The following is a 21,192-nucleotide window of genomic DNA, read 5'->3' as shown; positions in this document are numbered from 1 at the left end:
CCAAAAGGTGAGGCGCGGAGATAGAGGGGTCCGCCCCCGGGGGGAAGCCCCCGCGTCAGAACAGTCCGCTCAGATCCTCGGGCGGATCGTGCTTCTTGGGCGGCGGCGGCGCGGTGGGCGGCGGGGGGCCGGCCTCCTCGGCCTGCTGGGCCTCGCGCTCTCGGCGGATCAAGTCGTCGTACATCTGCGGACCCGTCGGCGTCTGCGGCTCGGGCGCGCGCTCTTCCTCGCGGCGACGCTCGGTGCCGGGGCGGAAGGCCTCCTCGATGCCGTTCACGGTGCGGAAGACCGCGTTCTTCGGCTTGACGAAGGGCCGGGCCGGGCGGGCCTTCAGCGCCGCCTGCATGAACTCGTTGAAGATCGGCACCGGCGTGGTGGCGCCCGTCTCGCCCGAACCCATCGGACGGTTGTCGTCGAAGCCGATGAAGACGCCGACCACGATGTCCGAAGAGAAGCCGACGAACCAGGCCGAGCGGTATTCGTTGGTCGTGCCGGTCTTGCCGCCGACCCAGCGGCCCAGACCCCGCGCGCTGGCGGCGGTGCCGCGCTGGACCACGCCTTCCAGCATGGAGCTGACCTGATAGGCGGTGATCGGATCGATGACCTGCTCCCCGCGCGCCGGCAGTCGGGGCGACGCCTGGCCCGAGAAGCCGCGGCCGCATTCGCGGCAGCTGCGCCCGTCGGCGCGCCAGGTGATCTCGCCCGTCCGGTCCTGGACGTATTCGATCATGTAGGGATCGACGCGCCGCCCACCGTTGACGAAGGCGGAATAGGCCGCGGTCAAGCGCAGCGGCGTCGTCTCGCCCGCCCCCAGCGACACCGACAGGTTCGGCTCCAGCTTGCCGACGCCCATCTTGTCGGCCAGGTCGACGACGTTGCGCATGCCCACGTCCTGGGCCAGGCGCACGGTCATGACGTTGCGCGACAGCTCCAGCCCGCGACGAAGGGTCTGGGGGCCGTAGTATTCGCGGCTGTAGTTCTCGGGCGTCCACCGCGTGCCGTTCGGCCCGCCGGCGAAGCTGATCGGCGCGTCCAGCACGATCGAGGCGGGCGTGAAGTCCCCTTCCAGCGCGGCGGCGTAGACGAAGGGCTTGAAGGCCGAGCCGGGCTGGCGCTCCGCCTGGGTCGCGCGGTTGAAGCTGGACAGGGCATAGGAATAGCCGCCGACCATGGCCAGCACGCGGCCTGTGTGGGGGTCGATGGCGACCAGAGCGCCGTTGACCGCCGGGATCTGCTTCAGAGCGAACTGGCCGTTGCGCGGCTCCACGAAGATCAGGTCGCCGCGCCGCAGCTGTCGGTTGGCGTTGGCCCAGGCGGCGTCGGCGGTGATCAGGGTTCCGGTCCGGTCGTCGGCGGCCAGACGGACGCGAACGCTGTTGCCCGACACGCTCTCGATCGCCGCGGCCCGCCAGGCGCGCCGCTCGGGCGGGGCGGTCTTCTTCTGCGCCTCGGCCTGCCAGCCCGCGGCGAAGTCGGTCGTGCCCCAGGGCCCACGCCAGCCATGGCGGCGGTCATAGTTCTCCAGCCCCGTCATCAGCGCCGCGCGCGCGGCCGACTGCAGCGCGGGGTCCAGCGTGGTGCGCAGATACAGGCCGCCGGCGTTGACCGGCCGGTCGCCGAAACGGGCGATGGCCTGGCGGCGCGCCTCCTCTACGAAGAAGTCGGCGTCGGCGTACTGGGCGCGGCGCGGGGCGTCCTGGGTGACCAGCGGGCGCGCGATGGCGGCGGCCACCTGGGCGTCGGTCAGGAAGCCGTTCTCGCCCATCTCGCCGATGACCCAGTCGCGGCGGGCCTTGGCCTGCTCCGGCCGGCGCTTGGGATGATAGTTGTTCGGCCCCTTGGGCAAGGCCGCCAGGAACGCCGCCTCGTCCGGCGTCAGCTGGGTCAGCGACTTTCCGAAGTAGTTATAGGCCGCCGAGGCGATCCCGTACGAGCGATACCCGAGGAAGATCTCGTTCAGATACAGCTCAATGATCTGTTCCTTGGCCAGCGTGCCTTCCAGGCGGCTGGCCAGCACGGCCTCTTTCAGCTTGCGGTTCAGGCTGCTTTCGGAGGTCAGCAGGACGTTCTTGGCGACCTGCTGGGTGATGGTCGAGCCGCCTTCCAGGCGACGGCCGGTCACCACGTTGAAGACGTTCTTGAACATGGCTCGACCGATGCCGGACACGTCGATCCCGCCGTGGCGGAAGAAGTTGCGGTCCTCTGCGGCCAGGAAGGCCTGGATCACCACCGGCGGGATCTGGTCGTAGGAGACGTAGATCCGGCGCTCTTCGGAAAATTCGCCGATCAGGGTGCCGTCGGCGGCGTAGACGCGGGTGGCCGTCGGCGGGCGATAATCGGCCAGTTCGGCCGCGTCCGGCAGGTCGTGGAACAGCCAGGCCGCGTAGACGGTGACGACCAGACCGGCCAGGGCGATCGCCCCGAGCAGGCCGACGCCCGCCATCACGATCCAGCGTTCCGCTATCTTCACCTTAGACTCCGACTTTCGACGAGACGGTTTAGCCCGCGTCGGAGCGGTCGGAAAGGGTCAGGGGCGTCCGGCGCCGTTCTGGGCCGAGGCATATTGCGTCGGCGCCGCGTCCAGGAAGAAGGCGTCGATGCCGCGCACCACCGCGCGCACGACCCGGCGGCGGCCCGCCTCGGAGCCCAGGGCGCGGGCGTCGTCGGGATTGGTGATGAAGCCCATCTCCAGCAGGACGGCCGGGACGTCCGGCGCCAGCAGCACGGCCAGACCGGCGTCGCGGTGGCTGCGGCGCAGCAGCGGATGGCCGGCGCCCTCGATCTCGCCCAGCAGGCCGCGGGCGAACCGGGCCGACTGATTCTGGGTCGAGCGCTGGGTGATGTCGAGCAGGATGCGGTCCACGCCGGGATCGTGTCCGGGCAGGTCCAACTGGCGGGTCCAGTCGTCGCGGCCGGTGAACTCGCGGATGGCGCGGCCCGCGCCTTGCTCCGACAGAGTGTAGACGCTGGCGCCCCGCGTGGCCGGATCGGCCGACGAATCGAGGTGCAGCGAGATGAACAGGTCGGCGCCGGCGGCGCGGGCGATCTCCACCCGGCGCTGCAGCGGCACATAGACGTCCCGGTCGCGGGTCATCATGATCCGGTATCGGCCGGTGCGCTCCAGCTCGGTCTTCAGGGCGACGGCGGCGGCCAGCGCCAGAGCGCTTTCGCGGGCGTCATGCCCCAAGGCTCCGGGATCACGGCCGCCATGGCCGGCGTCGATCACGATCAACGGCTTTTCGCGACGAGCCGGCGCCCGGCGTTCCGGAGCCGGCGTCGCCGCGGGGCGGCCGTTGGCGGCCAAATCGACGACGTAGCGGTGATGCGCGACCCCGTCGCCGGGCGGCAACAGGAAGCGGCGTTCGATCCTCGCGCCGGCGGCGAGATTCAGTTCGACGCGCGAGCCGCCCGCCTGGGAGGTGACGCGCCAGCGACGGACCAGCCCTCGCCCCTCGCCTTCCAGCGCCGCGCTGGCGCGGGCGCCGCGCAGACTCAGGACGACCCGTCCCTGGCCGCCGTCCTCGACGACGGAGCCGTCCACGGGACCATCCAGGTCGACCACCACACGGGTCGCCTCAGCGTCGCCGCCCAGCCGCAGCCGCAGGACGTCGCCGCCCCATTCCGCCAGCCCCCGTCCCGCCGTCAGCCCGGCCACGCACACGACCACGAAGGCCAGCGCCGTCAGGGCCCAGTCGCGGGCGGTCCAGATCTGGACGGAAAAGGTCGGAAGAGCGCGCATTCTGCCGGTCTTGAACTCGGGACACGAAGATCAGGCCACAGGGTGCCGCATCGTCCTGTGGATTCCGTTAAGCTGCGCACCGCTTTCAATTCCCGACATGCGGCCCTATGTTCGGCCGTCCGCGTCTGATCGCGCCGAGGGAATCTTCCTGACCGGCGCGCCCTCCCCGCGGCGCCCCTGACGCCATCCGGGCCGGCCTTCCGCCGCCCGATCAAGGGGGCGGACGTCGCTGGACGGCCGATCCCCCGGATGAACCTGACCCATGGGCTTGCACGCCTTGGCCAACCCGCGGTCCGACTGGACCCAGACGCCGCCGCCCCACGGGCTGTGCGGCGCGTCGGCCCCTGCGTGCGCCCCTCATTCCATTCGGCGAGCCGTCGCGGCGACCGGGCAAGGCCCCGGCGCGGACGACCGAGCGCGCCAGAGAGAGACTTTTGATGTCAAAGACCATGTTGATCGACGCGGCGCACGCGGAAGAAACCCGCGTCGCCATCGTCCAGGGCCGCCAGGTCGAAGAATTCGACTTTGAATCCAAGGCGCGGCGTCAGCTGCGCGGGAACATCTACCTGGCCAAGGTGACCCGGGTCGAGCCCAGCCTGCAGGCGGCGTTCGTCGAGTACGGCGGCAACCGCCACGGCTTCCTGGCCTTCAACGAAATCCACCCCGACTACTATCAGATCCCGGTCGCCGACCGCGAAGCCATCATGGCCGAGGCGGCCACGGACGAGGATCACGAGGACGATCTGGGCCGCGAAAGCTCGGACGACGAAGGCGAGAGCGAAGGCAAGCTGGCCGACGAGGAGCGCCTGAAGCGCCGCCTGATGCGGCGCTACAAGATCCAGGACGTCATCAGACGCCGCCAGATCCTGCTGGTGCAGGTCGTCAAGGACGAGCGGGGCGGCAAGGGCGCGGCCCTGACCACCTGGCTGTCGCTGGCCGGCCGTTACTGCGTGCTGATGCCCAACACCGGCAAGGGCGGCGGCATCTCGCGCAAGATCACCCAGGCCACCGACCGCAAGCGCCTGAAGGCGGCCGCCGCCTCTCTGGACGTGCCGCGCGGCATGGGTCTGATCATCCGTACCGCGGGCGCCAAGCGCACCAAGGCCGAGATCAAGCGCGACTATGAGTATCTGCTGCGCCTGTGGGAGACGATCCGGGAGACGACCCTCCGGTCCAACGCCCCGGCGATGATCCACGAGGAGGAGAACCTGGTCCGCCGCGCCGTGCGGGACATGTTCGACAAGGATTTCGACGGCATCCAGGTGGAAGGCGTCGAGGGCTGGAAGGAGGCGCGCGACTTCATGCGCGTGCTGATGCCCAGCCAGGCCAAGAAGGTGCACCTGTATAGTGGGTCCAAGCCGCTGTTCGCGGCCAACGGCATCGAGGAGGTGCTGCACCAGATCCACCAGCCGGTCGTGAACCTGAAGTCCGGCGGCTATCTGGTGATCAACCAGACCGAGGCTCTGGTCGCCATCGACGTCAACTCCGGCCGTGCCACCAAGGAGCGGAACGTCGAGCAGACGGCGTTCAAGACGAACATGGAGGCTGCGGCCGAGGCGGCGCGCCAGCTGCGCCTCCGCGACCTGGCCGGCCTGATCGTCATCGACTTCATCGACATGGAGGAGTCGAAGAACAACCGGGCGGTCGAAAAGTGCCTGAAGGACGCCCTGGCCCAGGATCGAGCCCGCATCCAGATGGGCAAGATCTCCGGCTTCGGCCTGATGGAGATCAGCCGCCAGCGACGCCGCCTGGGGGTGATCGAAGGCGCGACCGAGGCCTGTCCGCACTGCCAAGGCGCCGGGCGCGTGCGCTCGGCCGAGAGCGCGGCCCTGATGGCGCTTCGCGCCGTCGACATCGAGGTGGGCAAGAACGGCGCGGGCGTGGTGCATCTGCGCGTGCCCACCGCCACGGCCCTGTACATCCTGAACTTCAAGCGCGGTCACCTGGACCGGCTGCAGGAACAGCGCGGCGTGACGCTGGTGGTCATGGTCGACGACCGCCTGAATCAAGCCGAGAGCGCGGTCGACAGGATCGAGACGAACGAAGACTTCGTGCCGCCGGCCTCGGACTTCGACCCTGCCGATCTGGCCGACGACTTCGTCTATGACGACGTCGAAGACGAGGAAGAGCCGGTCGAGGAGTTCGACGACGGCGCGGCCGACGACGAGGATGACGACGGCGACTCCGAGGAGGGAGAGTCCCGACGTGAGGCTCGCGGTCCGCGCCGCGCCGAGGGCGAGGACGACGGCGACGGCGGCCGTAGGCGCCGCCGAGGTCGCCGCGGCGGACGCCGGGCGCGCGAAGATGCCGGCGAGGCCGACGGCTTCGTCTGGGTGCGCGGCCGCACGCCGTCGCTTCAGGATCCCTTCGTCTGGTTCGACCCGCTTCAGCCGCAGGCCGCCGTCGACGCCCAGCCCCACGCGGAGAGCGAACCTCGTCTGGCCGACGACGTCCGCATGGAGGACGCGCGCGGCGAAGGCGAACGCGGCGGCCGCCGCCGTCGCCGTCGCGGGCGCGGCCGCGGCGAACGCGGTGAGTCCGCGGCGCCGACGGTCGAGGCGACCGGGACGGAGGGCGACGCGCCGTCGGATGTGGACGCCGCGAACGATGCGGAGAGTCCCGCTCCGACACCGGCCGAGCCCAAACGTCGTCGGGTGCGCCGCAAGGTGACCGCCGCCGGAGAAGGCGCCGACGAAGCCGAGGTCACGGAGGCCGCTCCGGCGCTCGACACGCCGACTCTGGAGGTTGCGGCGGAAACCTCCGCAGAACCCGAAGGGGAACACGTCATGGCCGATCCGGAACCGGCGCAGGCGGCGGAACCGGAACACGTCGCCGCCGAACCCACGCCGAAAGCCGAGCGCGTGCGCGCGCCGCTGCATTCCACTGAGGACGACCCGGCCCAGATCACCGCGCCGCCGCCGAAGCCGAAGCGCGGCTGGTGGCGCCTGTAAGGGCGCCATCAGGCGGCCATGATGCTTTCGGACGCAGGGCGGGACGCTGCAGTTCCCCCTGCGGCCGTCAGCCCTTAAGGTCGAGGCGGGGGATCGGCAGGAGTGAGCGTCCCATGAGCTGGCTGTCCCGAACCGCGACCCGCATCGCCGCCGTCCTCGGCGCCGCGGCGATCGTGGCCTTTCCGCACGCCGCTTCCGCTCAGAGCCTGATCCGCGACACCGAGATCGAGGGCATCATCCACGACTGGTCCGAGCCGGTCTTCGTGGCCATGGGCCTGGAGCCGGACGAGATCACGGTTCTGCTGGTCAACGACCAGGAGCTGAACGCCTTCGCCACACGGGGCAGGATCATGGGTCTGAACACCGGCCTGATCATGCGGACGCGCAACCCGAACGAACTGCTCGGCGTGATCGCCCACGAGGCGGGGCACATCAAGAACCGCCACACGCTGCGCGACGGGGCCGAACAGGCGGGCATGCAGCCCTTCCTGATGACCATGGCGCTGGGTGCGCTGGCCGCGCTGGCCGGAGCCCCCGACGCGGCCGCCGTGCTGATCGGCAATAGCCAGTACTTCGGCACTCTGTCGGCTCTGCGCTACGTCCAGGGTCAGGAAGGCGAGGCCGACATCACCGCCGCCCGGGCTCTGGAGCGGGCCGGTCTGTCAGGTCGCGGCCTGCTGGCCTTCTTCGAGAATTTTCGGTCCCAAGAGGTCTTCTCCGAGGCCCGCCGTTTCCCCTATTTCCGCAGCCACCCCCTGTCGTCCCAACGGATCGAGCAGCTTCGTCCCATCGTCATGGAGGGCGAACACTACGACGTGGGGGACACGCCGGTTCAGCTGGCGGAGCACGCCTTGGTCATCGCCAAGATTCACGCCTTCATGGAGCCGCCGACGCAGACCTTGCGACGCTATCCGGCCAGCGACGCCAGCTATCCGGCCCGGTATGCGCGGGCCATCGCCCGCTACCGCGCGGGCGAGACGGAGGTGGCGCTGGCGGCGGTGGACGAGTTGCTGGCCGAACAGCCGGAGAACCCCTTCCTGTGGGAGTTGCGGGGCCAGATTCTGTTCGAGGAAGGCCGCGCGGCCGAGGCCGTCGACGCGCATCGCAAGTCCGTGGAGCTGCTGCCCGACGCACCGCTGCTGCACGTCAATCTCGCCCACGCCCTGCTGGAGTCCGGCCGCACCGAGGCCGTTGAGGACGCCGTCGTGAACCTCAAGCGCGCAGTCACGCTCGAGCCTGAGAACACCCTCGCATGGCGCCTGCTGGGTCAGGCCTATGCGCGTCAGGGCAAGGAGGGTGAGGCGCGTCTGGCTTCGGCCGAGCTTCACGCGGCCCTCGGGCAGGAGCAGCAGGCGGTGCAGTTCGCCCTGCGCGCCCGCGACATGCTGGAACCTGGATCGATAGAATGGCGTCGCGCCATGGACATCATCCTGGCTTCGGGTGCGACGACCGAGGACCTGCGCCGTCTGGACGAAGAAAACGCACGCCGCCGCCCCGGCGTGATCCCGCCCACGACCTGAGCCCGAACGGAACCGCATGACCGACGACGCCAAGCCCGAGGCGCCCGCGCCGCGCCGCGACCCCTTCGCCCGCTTCGGCGACTCACGCGCGACCGCCGCGGCCCTGGCGGTCGCGGTTCTGGCCCTGGGCGTCGCCGCATGGCCGCAGGTGAGCGGGAGCGGCGATTTCGGCGCGCGCGTGCGGGCCTATCTGCTGGCCAATCCGGACGTGCTGGACGAGGTGGTGCGCGCCCGCGACGTCAAGGCCAACGCCGATCGGGTGAACCAACTGACCGACGCTGTGCAGGCCAATCCGACCCTGCTCCAGCCGGGCCCCAACGAGCCCGCCTTCGGCCCCGCGGACGCCAAGGTGACCGTGGTCGAGTACTTCGACTACCGCTGCCCCTATTGCAAGGTCGCGGCGCCCGGGTACATCGAGCTGATGCGCGCGAACCCCGACGTCCGCTTCGTCTTCCGCGAATGGCCGATCCTGGACCGCGAGGGCGAGATCACGTCCCAGTACGCCGCCCGCGCCGCGCTGGTGGCGCACGCGCAGGGCAAGTATCTGCCGGTCCATCAGGCGCTGATGGCGGAGCGGTCGCTGACCGTCGAGGCGGTGGACCGCATCCTGGCGGAGAACGGCGTCGCGATCGGCGCGAACCGCGAGGCCCTGCAGGCCGCGCCGGTGGCGCAGGTGCTGGCCGACGTGCAGATCGGGGCCAGCCAGATGGGGCTGGACGCCACTCCGACCTTCTTCGTCAACGGCCGCGCCATGGCCAGCAACGACCCTGAAACCTTGGGCCGGGCGATCCAGGCCGCGAAATAGCAGGGAGCGCGGACCTCCAGGTCCGCGAAGCCGGCGGCGATGCAAGTCGCGGACCTGGAGGTCCGCGCTCCTTCAGATCAGGCCCGACAGCGGCGAGCTGGGGCTGGCGTACGTCCGGCGGGGCATCCGACCCGCCAGCCATCCCTGACGGCCGGCGATCACCGCATGCTTCATGGCCTCGGCCATCAGGATCGGATCCTTCGCCCCGGCGATGGCGGTGTTCATCAGCACGGCGTCGCAGCCCAACTCCATCGCCAGAGTCGCGTCCGACGGCGTGCCCACGCCCGCGTCGACCAGCACCGGCACCTTCGCCTGCTCGACGATCAGGCCGATGTTGACCCTGTTCTGGATGCCCAGGCCCGAGCCGATCGGCGCGGCGGCGGGCATGACGGCGGCGGCGCCGGCGTCCTCCAGCCGTTTGGCCATCACCACGTCGTCGGTGCAGTAGACCATGACCTGGAAGCCGTCCTTGATCAGCAGGTCCAGCGCCCGCAGCGTCTCGATCATGTCGGGATAAAGGTGGGCGGTGTCCGACAGCACCTCCAGCTTGACCAGATCCCAGCCCCCCGCCTCGCGCGCCAGACGCAGTGTCCGCACCGCGTCCTCGCCGGTGAAGCAGCCGGCGGTGTTGGGCAGGAAGGTGAAGCGGTCGGGCTTCACATGATCCACCAGCATGGGCTGGGTGGTGTCCGTCAGGTTCACCCGGCGCACGGCCACGGTGACGATCTCCGCCCCCGCAGCCTCGGCGGCGGCGGCGTTCTGCTCATAGCTGGCGTATTTGCCGGTGCCGACGATCAGGCGGGAGGAGAAGGTGCGACCGGCGACGGTCCATGTGTCGGGGGAAGAAGTCATGCGCGGGGTTTAGCCGCCCCCCACGAACTGCACCACCTCGATGCGGTCGCCTTCCGCCACCGGCGTGTCCGCATGCAGGGACCGCGGCACGATCTCCAGATTGCGCTCCACGGCGACCTTGCGGACGTCCAGCCCTAATTCCTCAACGAGGGCCAGAATGTCAGTCGCCGCGACGTCGCGGGGCTCGCCGTTCAGCTGAATGCGCATGACGCGGGGTCAATCTCCGGATTGGACGAACGCGACGGCTCGGCTAAAAGGCCGGTCCGATTCCGGCCCGTAAGGCCGCATCACCTCGAGCGCATGCCCGACGCCCCCGTCCTCTACGTCCTGAACGGCCCGAACCTCAACCTGCTGGGGGAACGGGAGCCGGAAATCTATGGGCGCGAGACGCTGGCGGACGTGCAGGCCCTGTGCGAGCGCGCGTCGCCGGGCTGGACGGTGATTTTCCGCCAGACCAACCATGAAGGCGTGCTGATCGACTGGGTGCAGGAGGCGCAGACGCGTGCGGCGGCCTTGGTGATCAATCCGGCGGCCTACACCCACACCTCGATCGCCCTGCTGGACGTCCTGAAGACGCTGAGCATCCCGATCGTGGAATGCCATCTGTCCGACCCGGCGACGCGCGAGGCGTTCCGGCGTCATTCCTACGTCGCCCTCGTGGCGGCGAAGACGGTCGCGGGCCACGGCGCGCGCAGCTATGAACTGGCGGTCCGGGCCGCCGTCGAACTGGCACAGGAACGCGGGCTGGCGTAAGCCCGTTCGACATAGAAGAAACAGAGGTCCCACATGGCCGTCAGCAAGTCCCCCGCCGCCAAGCCGGCCGCGCCGAAGTCCGACCAGATCGACGCCGGTCTGGTGCGCTCCCTCGCCGACATCCTGAAGGACACGGAGCTGACTGAGATCGAGGTGGAGCGGGGAGATCTGCGCATCCGCGTGGCCCGCGAGATCACCATGACCGCCGCGCCGGTCGCCTATGCCGCGCCCGCTCCGCCGCCCGCCGCGGCCCCGGCGTCCGCGCCCGCCGCCGTGCCGGCCGCCATGCCCAGCGACCCGGCGACGATCGTCGCCCGGTCGGGCGAAGAGGTGAAGTCGCCGATGGTCGGCACCGCCTATCTGAAGCCCTCGCCCGAGGCGCCCGCCTTCGTTCAGCCGGGCGACACGGTGAAGAAGGGCCAGACCCTGCTGATCGTCGAGGCCATGAAGACGATGAACCCGATCCAGGCCCCACGCGACGGCAAGATCGTCGAGGTTCTGGTCGGCGACGCCCAGCCGGTCGAGTTCGGCGAACCCCTCGTCCTGCTCGAGGCCTGAGCGCCATGTTCACGAAGGTCCTGATCGCCAACCGCGGCGAGATCGCGTTGCGCGTCCATCGCGCATGCAAGGAGATGGGCATCTCCACCGTCGCCGTTCACTCAGAGGCGGATCGCGGCGCCATGTGGGTGCGTCTGGCCGACGAGAGCGTCTGCATCGGCCCGGCGCCGGCGGCGAAATCCTATCTGAACATCCCCTCGATCATCGCGGCAGCCGAGATCACCGGCGCCCAGGCGATCCACCCCGGCTATGGCTTCCTGTCCGAAAACGCGCGCTTCGCCGAGATCGTCGAGGCCCACGGCATGACGTTCATCGGGCCCCGGCCCGAGCACATCCGCGTCATGGGCGACAAGATCACCGCCAAGCAGACGGTGAAGGACGCGGGCATCCCGGTGGTTCCCGGCTCCGACGGCGAGGTGGAGACGGTCGAGGCCGCCATCGAGGCGTCGAAGACCATCGGCTTCCCTCTGATCGTCAAGGCCGCGGCCGGCGGCGGCGGGCGCGGCATGAAGGTGGCCCTGACGCCCGACGACCTGGTCGAAGCGGTGCAGACCGCCCAGTCCGAAGCGCTGGCCGCCTTCGGCAACGGCGCGGTCTACATGGAGCGCTACCTGCAGAAGCCGCGTCACATCGAGATCCAGGTGATCGCCGACAGCCACGGCAACGTCGTGCACCTGGGCGAGCGCGACTGCTCGCTGCAGCGCCGCCACCAGAAGGTGCTCGAAGAGGCGCCCTCCCCCGCCCTGTCCGCCGCGCAGCGCACCGAGATCGGCCATACCGTCAACAAGGCCATCGCCGCCATCGGCTATCTGGGCGTCGGCACGATCGAGTTCCTGTGGGAGGACGGCGAGTTCTTCTTCATCGAGATGAACACCCGCCTGCAGGTCGAGCATCCGGTGACGGAGGCGATCACCGGCGTCGACCTGGTGCGCGAGCAGATCCGCGTGGCCGCCGGCCTGCCGCTGAGCTTCACCCAAGAGGACATCCACTTCGAGGGGCACGCCATCGAGGTGCGGGTGAACGCGGAGAACCCCGACACCTTCACGCCCTCGCCGGGCCGGATCACCGACTTCCACGCGCCGGGTGGCCTGGGGGTCCGTTTGGACAGCGCCATCTTCGCCGGCTATTCGATCCCGCCCTTCTACGACAGCCTGATCGGCAAGCTGATCGTGCACGGCCGCGACCGTGAGGAGTGCGTGGCGCGTCTGAAGCGCAGCCTGAACGAAATGGTCGTCGGCGGCATCGACACGACCATTCCCCTGTTCCAGCGGCTGCTTCAGGAGCCGGACATCCTGTCGGGCGACTACGACATCCACTGGCTGGAGCAGTGGGCCAAGCGGCGCGCCGCCGGGTCCTGAGCTCATGTCGCGGGGGCCGATCCCGCTGGAGCTGCTGCTGAGCGGCTATGCGCAGGGCGCGTTTCCCATGGCCGAGACAGCGGACGACGCCGAGGTCCGCTGGATCCGTCCGCATGTGCGCGCCATCCTGCCGCTGGATCCGTTCCGCGTGCCGGAACGCCTTGCCCGCACGATCCGCGCCTCGCCGTTTTCGGTGACCCTGGACCGGGCGTTCGATCAGGTCATCGCCTGCTGCGCCGAGGCCGCGCCGGGGCGCGAGGAGACCTGGATCAACGGCGCGATCCGCGAAGCCTATATGGGTCTGCACGCCGCGGGCTTGGCGCACAGCGTGGAGGTTTGGGACGGGACGCGACTCGCGGGCGGTCTGTACGGCCTGCGCATGGGCGGCGCCTTCTTCGGCGAAAGCATGTTCCGCCGGGCGACCGACGCGTCGAAGATCGCGCTGGTGCATCTGGCGGGCCGCCTGAACCGCGCGGGTTTCGGCCTGTTGGACGCTCAGTTCGAGAACCCGCACTTGGACCAGTTCGGGGCGCGGGCCATGCCTCATGGCGACTACATTCGGCTGCTGAACGCATCGAAGGCGCTGGAACCCGATCTGGAGACGTTCCGCAGGTCCCTGACCGGGGCCGAGGCCGTCGCCTATGCCCGGCAGCCCACGACCCAGGCGTCGTAGACCGGGTGCTGCAGCCCGCTGAGGCCCGGGCTGGAGGCGAACATCCAGCCGCGGAACAGCTGGCGCGTCTCCTGGCCGCCGGTGCGCGGCTGGGCGCTGATCTCCAGATAGGCCACGGCGTCGCGGGCAATTTCGTCGGACGCCGACACCTCGCAGGCGCGGGCGCGGAAGATCAGGGTCTTGTTGAAGGCCACAGGGCGGCCGTTCACCTCGACCTCGAAACGCATGGTCTCGGCCGTGACCTTGTCCACGGCTTGAACGATGGCGTAGCGGCGGCGCTGGCGCAGGCCGGGCGGACCTTCGGGCTCCGGGGGGGCCGCGACGACTTCTTCCTCTTCGGCCTCTTCCTCCTCGGCCTCGGCTTCGGCCTCCTCGTCGGCCGCGCCCGCCTCCTGCACGGCCGCGACGGCCGAGGCGATGGCGTCGGCTCCGCCCGGCGGGGTCACGGGCACAGGCTGCTCGGGCGCCGGGTCGCCGGCGGGGGCGGGCTCGGACGGCGGGTCCTGCGGCGGATCCTGGGCCGGCACGGCGTCCTGGGGCATGTCCATCAGCGCCGCGCTCACGCCGGCGCCGCCCACGGCCAGGGCCGCGACGCCGGCGATCAGGGCCAGACGCAGGGGGCGCCTCACTCGGGCGTCCAGGCTTCGTAGTCGCCGTCGGCGGCGGGGCGCACGCCCTGTCCAGCCAGCGAGCCCTGAGGTCGCCAGGCCATGGGCGTGCCGGTCAGATTCGGCAGGTGCGGCTTTTCCCAGCCCTTGCGCGGCAGCGGCGTCTGGCTGGGCGGCTCGTCATAGGTGTAACGCAGCCAGCCGTGCCAGTCCGGCGGCACCTTCGACGCCTCGGCATAGCCGTTGTACAGCACCCAGCGGCGGCGGCGGCCGTCATAGCTGACGGTGTCGCGCGACTGGAAATAACGGTTGCCGAACTCGTCCGTCCCGACCAAATCGCCCCGGCCCTTGACGGTCACCAGGGTGCCGACCGTCGCGCCGTTCCACCACGAAAACAACTTTGCCAGCACGCGTCGTCCGTCCGTTCGCCATGCGCCGCGAGGGCCGCGACGGGTGGCCGGATCATAGAAACCCGACCGCCCCAGGTCCAGCGCCGCGTGCACGGTCGGTCGATCCATATCTTGTGGGCGAAGCGGCCAGCAGGGCCCAGATTTATTGCGTCGATCGGTGAGAGCGCTATCCTTCCCCTAAGCTGGCCACCGCTGAAGGACGCCGATGCCCCGACGCCGACGATTTCCGGAACCTGCCGTCGCCCTGGCTCCCCTGGTGGAGCGCGAGGTCGAGCGCGGGAGCGGAATCGAGGCGGTCCTGGCGCCCATGGATTGGACGACCGCGCGACTGGAGTCCTGGCTGGACTGGGCGGAGGCGCCGGAGGGCGACGTGATCGGCGGAATCGAGCTGCGCCTGAGGAGCCTGGGGGCGGACGCGGTTTCGGCGGCCGATCTGGCGCTGGCGGCCCGGGTGGGACTGATCGCCTTCGGAGCGGCGGAAGCCGAGGGCCCACGGATCGAGGCGCGCCGCGAAGCCGGGCTCGACGAGGCCCGCGCCTGGGTCGGGGCGGCGGCGAGGAGGAGACTGCGGGACGCGGCGGTCGAGGCTCTGTCACAGGCGCTGTCCGCCGTGACGGAGGCGGTGCGGCGATGCGAGGGCCCGGCGGCCGACTGCGGCGATCCCCTGCGCAATCCCGCTCTTGCCCGCGCGGCCTGGGCCGCGCGCAAGGCCGGCGCCTCAGACGCTGAGATCGCGCGTGCGGTGGACGGCGAGGATTTCAGCGTGCGGGCCCTGCACGAACCGAAGTCCGCTGCGCCGGCCCGCCTCCGGCTGGATCGCAAGACGGCGCAGGAGACCGATCCGGTTCTGCTGAACGGTCTGCTCAACGGCGACCTGATCGCCCTGTTCGAGGACGAAGCCGAGGGTCCGGCTCCGACGGCCGTCCTTGCGCTGGACCTGGCGGCCTGGCGCACGGCCCATCCGGAAGCGGGCACGGAACGCGAGGCGCTGGGCGCCTTGTTCGAAGTCGTCGGCGGCCTCGGCGGCGGCGGTGATCTCCTGCGTGTCCAGCTTTGCGGATTGGCCGAACGCGGGCTCAAGGCCGGCGATCTGGACGCGGCCGAGACGGATCTCAGGGCACTGCTGGGGGCCATGAAGGACGCGGTCGGCGCGATCGGTGGGCGGCTCGACCTGTTCGCACACGACGCCGAAGCGGCGCTGCGGCTGGGTCGCGGCGGTTGGTCGGTGGTGGAGTCGTTCGAGACGGCGGACGGCCGGGTCGCGCGTCGGCTTCAGCCTGATCTGGCCGCGGCGCTGCACGCCGTCCATCCGGAGCTGGTCGACGCCGCGGAGCGGCGGCTGTTCGGTCGGCGGACGCTGGTCGAGGCGCCGGGCATCGATCACGCCGCTCTGCGTCGGGCCGGCTTCACCGACGCGGAACTCAAGTCGATCGAGGCGGCGTTGAACGACGTCGAAAGCTTGGACGCGGCGTTCGGCGAACCCTTCCTGGACGCCGGCTTCGTGCGGGACGTGCTGGGCCTGGACCCGGTCGCAGGCGATCTGCTGACGCGCCTTGGGTTCACGCAGGAAGCCGTGGAAGCGGCACAGCGTCATGCTCTGGGCGCCCTCTCATTGGCCGACTGGACCGAGATCCCCGAGCCGCTGCGGCCATGGGTGGCGGAAGGCGGCGACGTCGTGAACCGCCTCGAGACGGTCGTCGCCGAGGTTTCGGACCTCCCAGACCTGCGGCCGGTCGATCTGCCGTGGCGGGCGACGGCGGCCGACGCGGCCGGGCTGCTCAACGCGGCGGCGGCCCAAGGTCGGTCGGGGCTTCGCCTGCGCCGCACGACGCCGCCCGCGTCCTTTGCGCTGGATCTGCGTGCGCCCGAAGAGCCCGCGCCCCGACGCACCGAGGTCGCGCCGCCCCAGGTCGAGACGCGCGTGGTCGAGCGGGTGGTCGAGAAGGAACGCGCGCGCCGCAAACTGCCCGACCGCCGCAAGGGCTACATCCAGAAGGCGGCCGTCGGCGGGCACAAGGTCTACGTCCACACCGGCGAGTATGAAGACGGCGAACTGGGCGAAATCTTCATCGACATGCACAAGGAAGGCGCCGCTTTCCGCAGCCTGATGAACAACTTCGCCATCTCGGTTTCGATCGGACTCCAATACGGCGTGCCGCTGGACGAGTTCGTCGACGCCTTCACCCACACGCGTTTCGAGCCGTCGGGGCGCGTGACGGGCAACGACTCGATCCGCTCCGCGACCTCGATCCTGGACTACATCTTCCGCGAGCTGGGCGTGTCCTATCTGGGACGGGACGATCTGGCGGACGGGGCCGAGGGCGGCGATCGCGACGGTCTGTTGCCCCCCGACGAGGCGGAGGCGGTGCCTGCGGCCAGCCTGATCTCCAAGGGCTTCGCGCGGGGAGCCGCGCCCGACAATCTGGTGGTCCTGCCCTTCGGCAAGGCCCGCGAGGAGCGGCAGGCGACGAGCGGCGCGGCAGAGGCGTCCGAAGCTCCCTGCCCGGCCTGCGGCGGCATGGCTATCCTGCGCAAGGGCGGCGCTCTGGTGTGCGACACCTGCGGGGCCGCCCCGGGAGCCGCGAACCGCCCCTCCGCCTGAGGCGCGAATCTTGCAGGGCGCAGGTCTTCGCATCCGGAGCGTTCCATGCCTCGCCTGATCGTCGTCGCCCTGTTCCTCGCCGCCGCGTGCGTCGCAGCTCCCGCCGCCGCCCAGAACGCGGGCCAGATCGCGCGCGTGCAGCAGGGCCGCTCCTGCGCCGGCTGCAACCTGTTCCAAGGCGACTTCACGGCGCTGGAGGCGTCCGGCCTGAACCTGTCGCGTTCCCGGCTGCGTCAGGCGTCGCTGGCGCTCGCGGTCATGAACCGCGCCAACTTCTCCGGCGCCGACCTGCGGGACGTGGACGCCTATGGCGGGGTGTTCGGCGGAGCGAGCTTCAGCGGCGCGAACCTGACGAACGCCAGCTTCGTGGGCGCCCATCTGGAAGGGGCGAACTTCTCGGGCGCCGTGCTGTCGGGCGTGGACTTTTCGGGCGCGGAAATGGGCACGGCGCGGGGCCTGACCCAGGGGCGGCTGAGCCAGGCGTGCGGGGACGCTTCGACGCGCCTGCCGCGCGGCCTTCACATTCCCGCCTGCTGAATGCGGCGCACCTTACGTCGATTTAAGTAGGGATTTCGCGTGGATCGGATCATCTAGACCTCGTGACCCAGTTCGCCCGCCCCCGTCCGCTCCTGATCGCCGCCTCGGCCGTGTTGGCCCTTGCCGGTTCGCCGGCGCTGGCCGGAGAGGCTACGGGTGAGCCCGGAGCCGTTCCTCAGGTCCAGGTGATCCCGCAGCCGCGGCAAGAGACGCCATATCTGCAGCAGAACCCGTACTACGGCCAGGATCCGGACGTCGCCCGCACCGTGTCGTTGGGCGGGTCCTGCGTGCGCTGCGAACTGTCCGGGCGCGACCTGTCGGGCGCGACCTTCATCTCGGCCACCTTCACCGGATCGACCCTGGTCGGCGCGAACCTGCGCGGGGCGGAACTGGTGGGCTCGAACTTCTCCGGCGCGGACTTCTCGCGCGCCAATCTGAGCGGCGCCACCCTGGTCGGGGCCAACTTCAGCTCGGCGAACTTCAGCTCGGCCCAGATGACCGGCGTCGAGGCCATGGGCTCGGTGTTCATCTCAGCCAACATGGGCCGTGCGAACCTGACCGGCGCGGAGCTGAACGGCGCCAACATGAACCGCGCCAACCTGAGGTCGGCGGTGCTGTCGAACGCGGAGCTGTTCGGCGTCACCCTGGCCAACGTCGACGCGCGCAACGTCAACTTCACCGGCGCCTCGGTCGACGCGTCGAACCTGTCGAACGGCAACTTCCAGGGCGCTGTGTTCCGCAACGCCTCGCTGGACGGCGCCCGCCTGACCGGCGGCCGGTTCGGCGGCGCCGACTTCCGCGGCGCCACTCTGGACCGCACCGACATCCGCGGCACGGACCTGTCCGGCGCGCGCGGCTTGACGCAGGCCCAGGTATCGGAAGCCTGCGGCGACGCCTCCACCCGCCTGCCCGGCGGCCTGCGCGTCAACGCCTGCCGCGGCCGCATGGTGGTGATCCGCCCGCCGGCCCCGCCGCGTCCGCCGTCGCCGCCGCAGACGACCCGCAACATCGTCGTCGCGGATCGCTGATCCCGACGCCTATTTGATCGGCAGGGCCGTGCGGATGTGGACGTCCTTCAGCTGACGCTCCTGCGCCTCCGTCGGCGCGTTCATCAGCAGGTCCTCGCCCTGCTGGTTCAGCGGGAAGGCGATGACCTCGCGGATCGCCGTCTGGTTGGCCAGCAGCATCACGATGCGGTCGATGCCCGGCGCCAGGCCGCCGTGCGGCGGGGCGCCATAGCGGAAGGCGTTCAGCATGCCGCCGAACTGCTCCTCGACCACCGAGGCGTCATAGCCCGCGATCTCGAAGGCCTTCAGCATGATCTCGGCCTTGTGGTTCCGGATCGCGCCCGAGCACAGCTCATAACCGTTGCAGACGATGTCGTACTGATAGGCCAGGACGTCCAGCGGATCCTTGGTGTTCAGCGCCTCCAGCTCGCCCTGCGGCATGGAGAAGGGGTTGTGGCTGAAGTCGACCTTCTTTTCCTCGTCGGACCACTCGAACATCGGGAAATCGACGATCCAGCAGAAGCGGAAGGCGTCGTCGGCGATCAGGCCCAGGTCCTGCCCCAGCTTGGTCCGCGCGTTGCCGGCGAACTTGTGGAACACGGCCGGGTCGCCCGCGGCGAAGAAGCAGGCGTCGCCCTGACCCAGACCCACAGCCTTCATCAGGGCGTCGGTCGCCTCGGCGCCCAGGTTCTTGGCAATGGGACCGCCCCAGCCGCCCTGGTCGTCGGACCAGAAGATGTAGCCCAGCCCCGGCTGGCCCTCGCCTTGCGCCCAGCTGTTCATCCGGTCGCAGAAGGCTCTGGAGCCGCCCTTCGGCCCCGGAATGGCCCAGACGGCGTTCTTGGGATCAGCCGCCAGGATCTTGTTGAACAGGCCGAACCCGCCGTCGCGGAAATGCTCGGACACGTCCTGCATCTCGATGGGGTTGCGCAGGTCCGGCTTGTCGGTGCCGTATTTGGCGATGGACTCGCGGTAGGGGATGCGCACGAAGGGATAGGGATCGACCGCCTTGCCGTCGGCGAACTCCTCGAACACGCCGTGCATCACCGGCTCGATGGCCGCGAACACGTCCTCCTGCGTGACGAAGCTCATCTCGACGTCGAGCTGGTAGAACTCCAGGCTCCGGTCGGCGCGCAGATCCTCGTCGCGGAAGCAGGGCGCGATCTGGAAGTAGCGGTCGAAGCCCGAGACCATCAGCAACTGCTTGAACTGCTGTGGGGCCTGCGGCAGCGCATAGAACTTGCCCGGATGCAGGCGGCTCGGCACCAGGAAGTCGCGCGCGCCTTCAGGGCTGGACGCCGTCAGGATCGGGGTCTGGTATTCCAGAAAGCCCTGATCGACCATCCGCCGACGGATCGAGGAAATCACCTTCGATCTGAGCACGATGTTCCTGTGCAGCGTCTCCCGGCGCAGATCCAGATAGCGGTGCTTGAGCCGGATCTCCTCCGGATACTCCGGCTCGCCGAAGACGGGCAGCGGCAGCTCGGCGGCTTCGGACAGCACCTCGACCGCCTTGACCCGCACCTCGATCTCGCCGGTCGGCAGGTTGGCGTTGACGGTCCCGGCCTCGCGCAGGACGACCTCGCCGTCGATACGGATCACGCTCTCGGCCCGCACCCGCTCGACGATCTCGAACCCCGGCGTCTCGGGGTGCAGGACCAGCTGCGTCAGGCCGTAGTGGTCGCGCAGGTCGATGAACAGCAGACCGCCGTGATCGCGCTTGCGATGCACCCAGCCCGACAGCCGCACGTTCGATCCGGCATCCGTCGAACGGAGGGCGCCGCAGGTGTGGGAGCGATAGGCGTGCATGGCGTGTCGATTTGGAATCCAGGGCCCAAACGGGCGCAATTCGGGGAGCGCGTAGGGCGCATCATCGCCCCGCAAAGTCAAGGCTGGCCGTCCCCAACGGGGCGTGATCCGTCCACGGAACGACCCACCGGCGCCCTGCCCCACCGCCGCGCTTCTGCTATGGGGCGGACATGACGGGCGACGAACCGGGACGTGGCCAGCTGAGGCTGGATCTGACGCGCGACGACGCGGGGCGGGAGCGGCCGTTCGTCGTGTCCGGCTGCAACGCCGCGGCCGTGGCCCGGTTGGCCGCCTGGCCCGACGCCCTGACCCCCGTGCTCGCGCTGGTCGGGCCGCGCGGCAGCGGCAAGAGCCGGCTGGCGGCGGAATGGGCGGAACGGGTCGGCGCCGTGCCGGTGCACGGGGCCGAGGCCTCGCTGCTGGACCCGCTGGAGGTCGAAGGCCGGCCGATCCTGCTGGACCGCGCGCCGGACGCGGACGATGAGACCCTGTTCCACCTGATCAATCTGGCGCGTTCGGGCGGGGGCGCCCTGCTGCTGGTGGCGCGCAGCGCGCCGTCGGCGTGGGAGACCGCCCTGCCCGACCTGCGCTCGCGGCTGGATTCGATCCCGACCGTGTCCCTGGACGCGCCGGACGACGCCGTCCTGGCCGAGATGCTGGAGGCCGAGTTCGCGCGCCGCGCCATCGCCCCGCCGCCGGATCTGATCCCCTGGCTGCTGCGCCGGATCGAACGATCGGCCGGGGCCGTCGAAACCGCCGTGTCGCGCCTCGACGCCGAACCAGGGTCCGTCAGCCGGGCGACGGCCCGTCGCATATTCGGGGCGCTAGGGCCCGGTGACGAGGAAGAAAAAAACTGAGTGCACATAGTGCACAATTTTTCCTCATCCATTTGTCCAAGCTGACTTTTCTTGCCTCCTGACAGTGCACTTTCGAGTGCACATGGTGGACTTTCGAGTGCACTTTCTCCGCGCCGGATCTCCGACGGAAACACTGTGACGCCCAGGGACGTC

At 70.1% G+C, this 21,192-nt stretch carries 18 protein-coding genes; 11 read left to right on the top strand and 7 right to left on the bottom strand.

The annotated features are described in order from the left end of the window. Nucleotides 1–55 precede the first annotated feature (55 nt). Both VGN45_RS00525 and VGN45_RS00520 read right to left on the bottom strand, forming a co-directional pair. Complete coding sequence (locus VGN45_RS00525) at nt 56–2,443, bottom strand: penicillin-binding protein 1A (RefSeq protein ID WP_327458312.1); 2,388 nt, start codon at nt 2,441–2,443, stop codon at nt 56–58. A gap of 84 nt (nt 2,444–2,527) precedes the next feature. Next, nucleotides 2,528–3,739 (bottom strand): N-acetylmuramoyl-L-alanine amidase, encoded by a 1,212-nt coding sequence (locus VGN45_RS00520; RefSeq protein WP_327458243.1) that lies wholly within the window; start codon nt 3,737–3,739, stop codon nt 2,528–2,530. 437 nt (nt 3,740–4,176) lie between these two features. Between VGN45_RS00520 and VGN45_RS00515 the strand changes: the two genes are divergently transcribed. From VGN45_RS00515 to VGN45_RS00505, 3 genes are all read left to right on the top strand, one after another. Continuing rightward, on the top strand, nt 4,177–6,690 hold the full coding sequence (locus VGN45_RS00515) for an Rne/Rng family ribonuclease (RefSeq protein ID WP_327458242.1): 2,514 nt from the start codon (nt 4,177–4,179) through the stop codon (nt 6,688–6,690). A 113-nt stretch (nt 6,691–6,803) separates the two neighbouring features. Beyond that, entirely contained in the window at nt 6,804–8,210 is a 1,407-nt protein-coding gene (locus tag VGN45_RS00510) for a M48 family metalloprotease (protein ID WP_327458241.1), read from the top strand. Between the two features lie 16 nt (nt 8,211–8,226). After that, on the top strand, nt 8,227–9,015 hold the full coding sequence (locus tag VGN45_RS00505) for a thioredoxin domain-containing protein (protein WP_327458240.1): 789 nt from the start codon (nt 8,227–8,229) through the stop codon (nt 9,013–9,015). Nucleotides 9,016–9,087: 72 nt separating this feature from the next. Here VGN45_RS00505 and VGN45_RS00500 read toward each other — a convergent pair whose 3' ends face one another. Together VGN45_RS00500 and thiS are read right to left on the bottom strand one after the other, a co-directional pair. After that, a complete protein-coding gene (locus VGN45_RS00500) occupies nt 9,088–9,867 on the bottom strand; it encodes a thiazole synthase (RefSeq protein ID WP_327458239.1) in 780 nt (259 codons plus the stop codon). A 9-nt stretch (nt 9,868–9,876) separates the two neighbouring features. Continuing rightward, nucleotides 9,877–10,074 (bottom strand): sulfur carrier protein ThiS, encoded by a 198-nt coding sequence (gene thiS, locus VGN45_RS00495; RefSeq protein WP_327458238.1) that lies wholly within the window; start codon nt 10,072–10,074, stop codon nt 9,877–9,879. Nucleotides 10,075–10,167: 93 nt separating this feature from the next. Here thiS and VGN45_RS00490 point away from each other — a divergent pair, with 93 nt between their 5' ends. The 4 genes from VGN45_RS00490 to aat are packed head-to-tail and all read left to right on the top strand — an operon-like array spanning nt 10,168 to nt 13,209. Further along, nucleotides 10,168–10,620, top strand: coding sequence for a type II 3-dehydroquinate dehydratase (locus VGN45_RS00490; RefSeq protein ID WP_327458237.1), 453 nt, complete (start codon nt 10,168–10,170; stop codon nt 10,618–10,620). Nucleotides 10,621–10,653: 33 nt separating this feature from the next. Beyond that, nucleotides 10,654–11,178 (top strand): acetyl-CoA carboxylase biotin carboxyl carrier protein, encoded by a 525-nt coding sequence (accB, locus tag VGN45_RS00485; protein WP_327458236.1) that lies wholly within the window; start codon nt 10,654–10,656, stop codon nt 11,176–11,178. 5 nt (nt 11,179–11,183) lie between these two features. Further along, complete coding sequence (gene accC, locus VGN45_RS00480; RefSeq protein WP_327458235.1) at nt 11,184–12,536, top strand: acetyl-CoA carboxylase biotin carboxylase subunit; 1,353 nt, start codon at nt 11,184–11,186, stop codon at nt 12,534–12,536. A gap of 4 nt (nt 12,537–12,540) precedes the next feature. Next, nucleotides 12,541–13,209, top strand: a complete 669-nt coding sequence (aat, locus tag VGN45_RS00475; protein ID WP_327458234.1) for a leucyl/phenylalanyl-tRNA--protein transferase — start codon at nt 12,541–12,543, stop codon at nt 13,207–13,209. On the opposite strand, the gene VGN45_RS00470 is transcribed toward aat, so the two are convergent. Further along, nucleotides 13,176–13,838, bottom strand: coding sequence for a DUF2155 domain-containing protein (locus tag VGN45_RS00470; RefSeq protein ID WP_327458233.1), 663 nt, complete (start codon nt 13,836–13,838; stop codon nt 13,176–13,178). The two genes, aat and VGN45_RS00470, sit on opposite strands and share 34 nt — an antisense overlap. Beyond that, nucleotides 13,835–14,227: an NADH:ubiquinone oxidoreductase subunit NDUFA12 gene (locus VGN45_RS00465; RefSeq protein ID WP_327458311.1), complete on the bottom strand. Its 393-nt coding sequence runs from the start codon at nt 14,225–14,227 to the stop codon at nt 13,835–13,837. The genes VGN45_RS00470 and VGN45_RS00465 overlap by 4 nt, the downstream gene beginning before the upstream one ends. Nucleotides 14,228–14,432: 205 nt before the next feature. Between VGN45_RS00465 and VGN45_RS00460 the strand changes: the two genes are divergently transcribed. From VGN45_RS00460 to VGN45_RS00450, 3 genes are all read left to right on the top strand, one after another. Beyond that, nucleotides 14,433–16,829, top strand: a complete 2,397-nt coding sequence (locus tag VGN45_RS00460) for a TSCPD domain-containing protein (protein ID WP_327458232.1) — start codon at nt 14,433–14,435, stop codon at nt 16,827–16,829. A gap of 45 nt (nt 16,830–16,874) precedes the next feature. Further along, entirely contained in the window at nt 16,875–17,366 is a 492-nt protein-coding gene (locus tag VGN45_RS00455) for a pentapeptide repeat-containing protein (protein ID WP_327458231.1), read from the top strand. A gap of 62 nt (nt 17,367–17,428) precedes the next feature. Further along, the gene (locus VGN45_RS00450) at nt 17,429–18,394 is read left to right on the top strand and encodes a pentapeptide repeat-containing protein (protein WP_327458230.1); all 966 of its coding nucleotides are present in this window, start codon (nt 17,429–17,431) and stop codon (nt 18,392–18,394) included. 9 nt (nt 18,395–18,403) lie between these two features. On the opposite strand, the gene aspS is transcribed toward VGN45_RS00450, so the two are convergent. Continuing rightward, entirely contained in the window at nt 18,404–20,182 is a 1,779-nt protein-coding gene (aspS, locus tag VGN45_RS00445; RefSeq protein ID WP_327458229.1) for an aspartate--tRNA ligase, read from the bottom strand. A 170-nt stretch (nt 20,183–20,352) separates the two neighbouring features. Between aspS and VGN45_RS00440 the strand changes: the two genes are divergently transcribed. Further along, nucleotides 20,353–21,039 carry a chromosomal replication initiator DnaA gene (locus VGN45_RS00440; protein WP_327458228.1) on the top strand — a complete coding sequence of 229 codons (687 nt, stop codon included), beginning with the start codon at nt 20,353–20,355 and terminating at the stop codon, nt 21,037–21,039. Nucleotides 21,040–21,192 lie beyond the last annotated feature (153 nt).

Origin of the sequence: Brevundimonas sp., from assembly GCF_035999125.1 — a bacterium.
GTDB lineage: Bacteria > Pseudomonadota > Alphaproteobacteria > Caulobacterales > Caulobacteraceae > Brevundimonas.
Note: the sequence above shows the minus strand (reverse complement) of the source record. Positions and strands in the feature narration are given on the sequence as shown.

What these genes read in the sequence shown, in the direction of transcription:
- VGN45_RS00460 (WP_327458232.1), top strand. Translation starts at nt 14,433, where the DNA reads ATGCCCCGACGCCGACGATTTCCGGAACCTGCCGTCGCCCTGGCTCCC.
- VGN45_RS00520 (WP_327458243.1), bottom strand. Translation starts at nt 3,739, where the DNA reads ATGCGCGCTCTTCCGACCTTTTCCGTCCAGATCTGGACCGCCCGCGAC.
- VGN45_RS00510 (WP_327458241.1), top strand. Translation starts at nt 6,804, where the DNA reads ATGAGCTGGCTGTCCCGAACCGCGACCCGCATCGCCGCCGTCCTCGGC.
- VGN45_RS00500 (WP_327458239.1), bottom strand. Translation starts at nt 9,867, where the DNA reads ATGACTTCTTCCCCCGACACATGGACCGTCGCCGGTCGCACCTTCTCC.
- aspS (WP_327458229.1), bottom strand. Translation starts at nt 20,182, where the DNA reads ATGCACGCCTATCGCTCCCACACCTGCGGCGCCCTCCGTTCGACGGAT.
- VGN45_RS00515 (WP_327458242.1), top strand. Translation starts at nt 4,177, where the DNA reads ATGTCAAAGACCATGTTGATCGACGCGGCGCACGCGGAAGAAACCCGC.
- VGN45_RS00505 (WP_327458240.1), top strand. Translation starts at nt 8,227, where the DNA reads ATGACCGACGACGCCAAGCCCGAGGCGCCCGCGCCGCGCCGCGACCCC.
- VGN45_RS00490 (WP_327458237.1), top strand. Translation starts at nt 10,168, where the DNA reads ATGCCCGACGCCCCCGTCCTCTACGTCCTGAACGGCCCGAACCTCAAC.
- VGN45_RS00440 (WP_327458228.1), top strand. Translation starts at nt 20,353, where the DNA reads ATGACGGGCGACGAACCGGGACGTGGCCAGCTGAGGCTGGATCTGACG.
- aat (WP_327458234.1), top strand. Translation starts at nt 12,541, where the DNA reads ATGTCGCGGGGGCCGATCCCGCTGGAGCTGCTGCTGAGCGGCTATGCG.
- thiS (WP_327458238.1), bottom strand. Translation starts at nt 10,074, where the DNA reads ATGCGCATTCAGCTGAACGGCGAGCCCCGCGACGTCGCGGCGACTGAC.
- accB (WP_327458236.1), top strand. Translation starts at nt 10,654, where the DNA reads ATGGCCGTCAGCAAGTCCCCCGCCGCCAAGCCGGCCGCGCCGAAGTCC.
- VGN45_RS00455 (WP_327458231.1), top strand. Translation starts at nt 16,875, where the DNA reads ATGCCTCGCCTGATCGTCGTCGCCCTGTTCCTCGCCGCCGCGTGCGTC.
- accC (WP_327458235.1), top strand. Translation starts at nt 11,184, where the DNA reads ATGTTCACGAAGGTCCTGATCGCCAACCGCGGCGAGATCGCGTTGCGC.
- VGN45_RS00525 (WP_327458312.1), bottom strand. Translation starts at nt 2,443, where the DNA reads ATGGCGGGCGTCGGCCTGCTCGGGGCGATCGCCCTGGCCGGTCTGGTC.